Origin of the sequence: Escherichia sp. 10290, from assembly GCF_030295155.1 — a bacterium.
Lineage (GTDB): Bacteria > Pseudomonadota > Gammaproteobacteria > Enterobacterales > Enterobacteriaceae > Escherichia > Escherichia coli_F.
Genome location: NZ_AP025746.1, coordinates 1 through 4612, shown reverse-complemented (window position 1 = coordinate 4612; position 4612 = coordinate 1). Strand labels below are relative to the sequence as shown.

Annotated in this window: 5 protein-coding genes; 2 read left to right on the top strand and 3 right to left on the bottom strand. The window is 50.0% G+C overall.

Annotated features, from left to right (window positions below; translation table 11 throughout):
• Window positions 1-31 precede the first annotated feature (31 nt).
• Entirely contained in the window at window positions 32-223 is a 192-nt protein-coding gene (locus QUE74_RS29410) for a Rop family plasmid primer RNA-binding protein (protein WP_000165985.1), read from the top strand.
• Window positions 224-1355: 1132 nt separating this feature from the next.
• Window positions 1356-2099: an NYN domain-containing protein gene (locus QUE74_RS29405; RefSeq protein ID WP_286332283.1), complete on the top strand. Its 744-nt coding sequence runs from the start codon at window positions 1356-1358 to the stop codon at window positions 2097-2099.
• Window positions 2100-2219: 120 nt separating this feature from the next.
• Here QUE74_RS29405 and QUE74_RS29400 read toward each other — a convergent pair whose 3' ends face one another.
• The 3 genes from QUE74_RS29400 to QUE74_RS29380 form a co-directional block, all read right to left on the bottom strand.
• The gene (locus tag QUE74_RS29400) at window positions 2220-2456 is read right to left on the bottom strand and encodes a hypothetical protein (protein ID WP_125075503.1); all 237 of its coding nucleotides are present in this window, start codon (window positions 2454-2456) and stop codon (window positions 2220-2222) included.
• 256 nt (window positions 2457-2712) lie between these two features.
• Complete coding sequence (gene mbeA / locus QUE74_RS29775) at window positions 2713-4266, bottom strand: plasmid mobilization relaxase MbeA (RefSeq protein ID WP_032350792.1); 1554 nt, start codon at window positions 4264-4266, stop codon at window positions 2713-2715.
• Window positions 4256-4579 (bottom strand): MobC family plasmid mobilization relaxosome protein, encoded by a 324-nt coding sequence (locus QUE74_RS29380; protein WP_000956000.1) that lies wholly within the window; start codon window positions 4577-4579, stop codon window positions 4256-4258. The genes mbeA and QUE74_RS29380 overlap by 11 nt, the downstream gene beginning before the upstream one ends.
• Window positions 4580-4612 lie beyond the last annotated feature (33 nt).

Here is a 4612-nt window from a genome sequence, read left to right as displayed (position 1 = left end):
GAACAGAAATCCCCCTTACACGGAGGCATCAGTGACCAAACAGGAAAAAACCGCCCTTAACATGGCCCGCTTTATAAGAAGCCAGACATTAACGCTGCTGGAGAAGCTCAACGAACTGGACGCAGATGAACAGGCCGATATTTGTGAATCACTTCACGACCACGCCGACGAGCTTTACCGCAGCTGCCTCGCACGCTTCGGGGATGACGGTGAAAACCTCTGACACATACAGCTCCCGGAGACGGTCACAGCTTGTCTGTGAGCGGATGCCGGGAGCAGACAAGCCCGTCAGGGCGCGTCAGGGGGTTTTAGCGGGTGTCGGGGCGCAGCCATGACCCAGTCACGTAGCGATAGCGGAGTGTATACTGGCTTAACTATGTGGCATCAGTGCAGATTATAAGAAAAGAGCACCATATGCGGTGTGAAATACCGCACAGATGCGTAAGGAGAAAATACCGCATCAGGCGCTCTTCCGCTTCCTCGCTCACTGACTCGCTACGCTCGGTCGTTCGGCTGCGGCGAGCGGTATCAGCTCACGCAAAGACGGTAATGCGGTTATCCACAGAATCAGGGGATAAGGCCGGAAAGAACATGTGAACAAAAAGGCAAAACCAGGGAAAAAGGCCGCGCCGCAGGCGTTTTTCCATAGGCTCCGCCCCCCTGACGAGCATCACAAAAATTGACGCTCAAGTCAGAGGTGGCGAAACCCGACAGGACTATAAAGATACCAGGCGTTTCCCCCTGGAAGCTCCCTCGTGCGCTCTCCTGTTCCTGCCTTTCGGTGTACCGGTGTCATTCCGCTGTTATGGCCGCGGTTTCTCATTCCACGCCTGACACTCGGCTCCGGGAAGGCAGTTCGCTCCAAGCTGGACTGTATGCACGAACCCCCCGTTCAGTCCGACCGCTGCGTCTTATCCGGTAACTATCAACTTGAGTCCAACCCGGAAAGACACGACTAATCGCCATTGGCAACGGCCACTGGTAAACAGGATGTGCGAGAGATGTATCGAGAGTTCTTGAAGTGGCGGCCTGACTACGGCTACACTGAAAGGACAGATTTGGTGACATGTCTCGCACAAGACCGTTACCGCGGTTAGAGAATCTGCCAGGATTAACTAACCTTCGAAAAACCACCTGCCAGGGTGGTTTTTTCGTTTTCAAAGCAGGAGATTACGCGCAGAAAAAAAGGATCTCAAGAAGATCTTTTCTCCTTTAGGTAGGGCTTACTTCGTCACCATATAAAACATTTGCACTAGACAAAAAAAATGCAATAATGTTGGTACAGACCTGTGGCGTGCCGCAGGCGAAGAAACAACCCCCCTGTGGCGTGCCGCAGGCGAAGAAACAACCCTCCTGTGGCGAGCCGCAGGCAAACACCCCTCCTACGGCGTGCCGTAGGAAAAAAAACCGCAGATGCGGTTTTTTTTATATCTAAAATGGAGCTAACCCCATTGAAAACAATAGTTTATGTTGATGGCTTTAACTTTTATTATCGTAAGCTGAAAGATTCCAACAAAAAGTGGCTGAACATAAAAGCAATGGTCGAAAAATTGCTACCGGATGATGAAATAATAGGAATTAACTATTACACGGCTAGGATCTCAGGAAGGATTGATTCTGACGCACCTCGTAGGCAACAAATATATTTCAATGCACTGAAAAGCATAGATAACCTAAGTATCCATTATGGTACTTTTTCGGTGAATGAAAGCAGAATGTTTTTAGTGCAGCCTCTTGATTTCAAACATCACTTAAAAAACCCGAATCAAAAAATAAAGTTTGCAAACGTCTTAAAGACAGAAGAAAAGGGTTCTGACGTTAATTTAGGTTGCCACTTGGTTAGAGATGGTTTCCAAGGGAAATACGAGAAGGCTGTAATAATAACTAATGATACAGATTTGGCTGAACCAATGAGAGTAGTCAAATCAGAGCTCAGCCTTTATATTGAACTACTTTCTCCTGTAAACAAACCAGCAAGAACCCTGAGCGCAATATGCGATAAGGTCACTCTTATAAGCGACCAATCAATAGCTGATAGCCAGTTTGAAGACGTTATTGTAGTTGGTGAGAAAACCGTGACAAAACCAGCACAGTGGTAGTGGCTACATACTCGTTCTGTTGAAAAAAAGCCCGTCCCCCGGGCTTTTTATGTTTTGCATTATACCTTCAGGCAAATATAAAGAGTATGAAATCTATAGCTATGTGCAGAAAATAAAAAATTAGCTAATAGCACTTAAAATAGCAAAGTGAGTTGCAGGATCTGTACTTTCATTTTCAAAATGAACAGATAAGTTACTATTTCTAGTATTTCTAGAGATACAACATGCAAAACCAGTGTCGAAAGAACACTTCAATGTATATCCATTTGGTTGTACTTTTGAGCCAACATATCCTTGAGATGTCTGGATCAACGTCATCAAAGCAGTATATTTTTCACGATCAATAATAATACTCATCACATCCCCATTAGTATTACTCTGCAGGCATTAAACCTCAGCAATAAATCTATTTACCATAACTCCCGTTGCCCGCACCGCCTCAGACGCTCTCAGCGCGTTTCTGACGGGAAACCGGAAAAACAGGCAACAAACCTCCCGAAAAACTGCCGCGATCGCGCCTGATAAATTTTAACCGCATGAATACCTATGCAACAAGATGGTGCAGACTACATTAGTCCGTCAAAATCCACTGAACCTGCCATTTTTCATAGTTTCACCATCCCAGCGAAGGGCCATCCAGCGTGCGTTCCTGTATTTCCGGCTGACGCTCCCGTTCCAGGGATAACGCATATTCGCGCTCCTGTATCAACCGTTCCTCTCTTATCTCCAGTTCTCGCTGTATAACTGGCTCAAGCGTTCTGTCTGCTCGCTCAAGTGCTGCACCTGCTGACTCAACTGCATGACCCGCTCGTTCAGCATCGCGTTGTCCCGTTGCGTAAGCGAAAACATCTTCTGCAATTCCACGAAGGCGCTCTCCCATTCGCTCAGCCGCTGCATATAGTCCTGTTGCAGCTGCTCTAAGGCGTTCAGCAAATGTGTTTCCAGCTCTGTCACTCTGTGTCACCCCTTCAGATGTACCCATTCCTTCCCCTGAAAGGAAATCACCTCTGCTGACTTCCCGTAAGGAAGGACCAGAAATTTCCTGTTCCCGTCCTGCACAAACTCCACGCCCCATGTCTTCGCGTTCAGTTTCTGCAATGTCTCTTCCTGCTTCCTGATATCTTCCAGGTTCGCCTGTATCCTCCCGCCAAGATACCAGAGCGTCCCGCCACTCACGGTAAACAGGAGAAAGACTATCCCCAGCAACATCATGCCCGTATTCCCTGCCAGCTTTAACACGTCCCTCCTGTGCTGCATCATCGCCTCTTTCACCCCTTCCCGGTGTTTTTCCAGAGATTCCTCTGTCGAGGCTGTGAACAGGGCTATAGCGTCTCTGATTTTCGTCTCGTTTGATGTCACAGCCTCGCTTACAGATTCGCCGAGCCTCCTGAACTCGTTGTTCAGCATTTTCTCTGTAGATTCGGCTCTCTCTTTCAGCTTTTTCTCGAACTCCGCGCCCGTCTGCAAAAGATTGCTCATAAAATGCTCCTTTCAGCCTGATATTCTTCCCACCGTTCGGGTCTGCAATGCTGATACTGCTTCGCGTCACCCTGACCACTTCAAGCCCTGCCTCTGTGAGCGCCTGAATCACATCCTGACGGCCTTTTATCTCCCCGACATGATAAAGAGCGTCTATCCCGCGTGTGACGCTCTCTGCAAGCGCCTGTTTCGTTTCCGGCAGGTTATCAGGGAGAGTCAGTATCCGGCGGTTCTCCGGGGCGTTGGGGTCATGCAGCCCGTAATGGTGATTCACCAGCGTCTGCCAGGCATCAATTCTCGGCCTGTCTGCGCGGTCGTAGTACGGCTGGAGGCGTTTTCCGCTCTGTAGCTCCATGTTCGGAATGACAAAATTAAGCTCAAGCCGCCCCTTGTCCTGGTGCTCCACCCACAGAATGCTGTACTGATTTTTTTCGAGACCGGGCATCAGTACACGCTCAAAACTCGCCATCACTTTTTCACGTCCTCCCGGCGGCAGTTCCTTCTCCGCGAACGACAGAACACCGGACGTGTATTTCTTCGCAAATGGCGTGGCATCGATGAGTTCCCGGACTTCTTCCGGGTTACCCTGAAGCACCTTTGCGCCCTCCCGGTTACGCTCCCTCCCCAGCAGGTAATCAACCGGACCACTGCCACCGCCTTTTCCCCTGGCATGAAACTTAACTATCATCCCGCGTCCCCTGTTCCCTGACGGCCAGACGCAGCCGGCGCAGCTCATCCCCGATGGCCATCAGTGCGGCCACCACCTGAACCCGGTCACCGGAAGACCACTGCCCGCTGTTCACCTTCCTCGCTGTCTGATTCAGGTTATTCCCGATGGCGGCCAGCTGACGCAGTAACGGCGGTGCCAGTGTCGGCAGTTTCCCGGAACGGGCAACCGGCTCCCCCAGGCAGACCCGCCGCATCCATACCGCCAGTTGTTTACCCTCACAGCGTTCAAGTAACCGGGCATGTTCATCATCAGTAACCCGTATCGTGAGCATCCTCTCGCGTTTCATCGGTATCATTACCCCCAT

Bases quoted from the DNA above. Each gene is read 5' to 3' on its own strand.
- QUE74_RS29400 (WP_125075503.1), bottom strand. From the start codon at position 2,456: ATGAGTATTATTATTGATCGTGAAAAATATACTGCTTTGATGACGTTG.
- mbeA (WP_032350792.1), bottom strand. From the start codon at position 4,266: ATGATAGTTAAGTTTCATGCCAGGGGAAAAGGCGGTGGCAGTGGTCCG.
- QUE74_RS29380 (WP_000956000.1), bottom strand. From the start codon at position 4,579: ATGCTCACGATACGGGTTACTGATGATGAACATGCCCGGTTACTTGAA.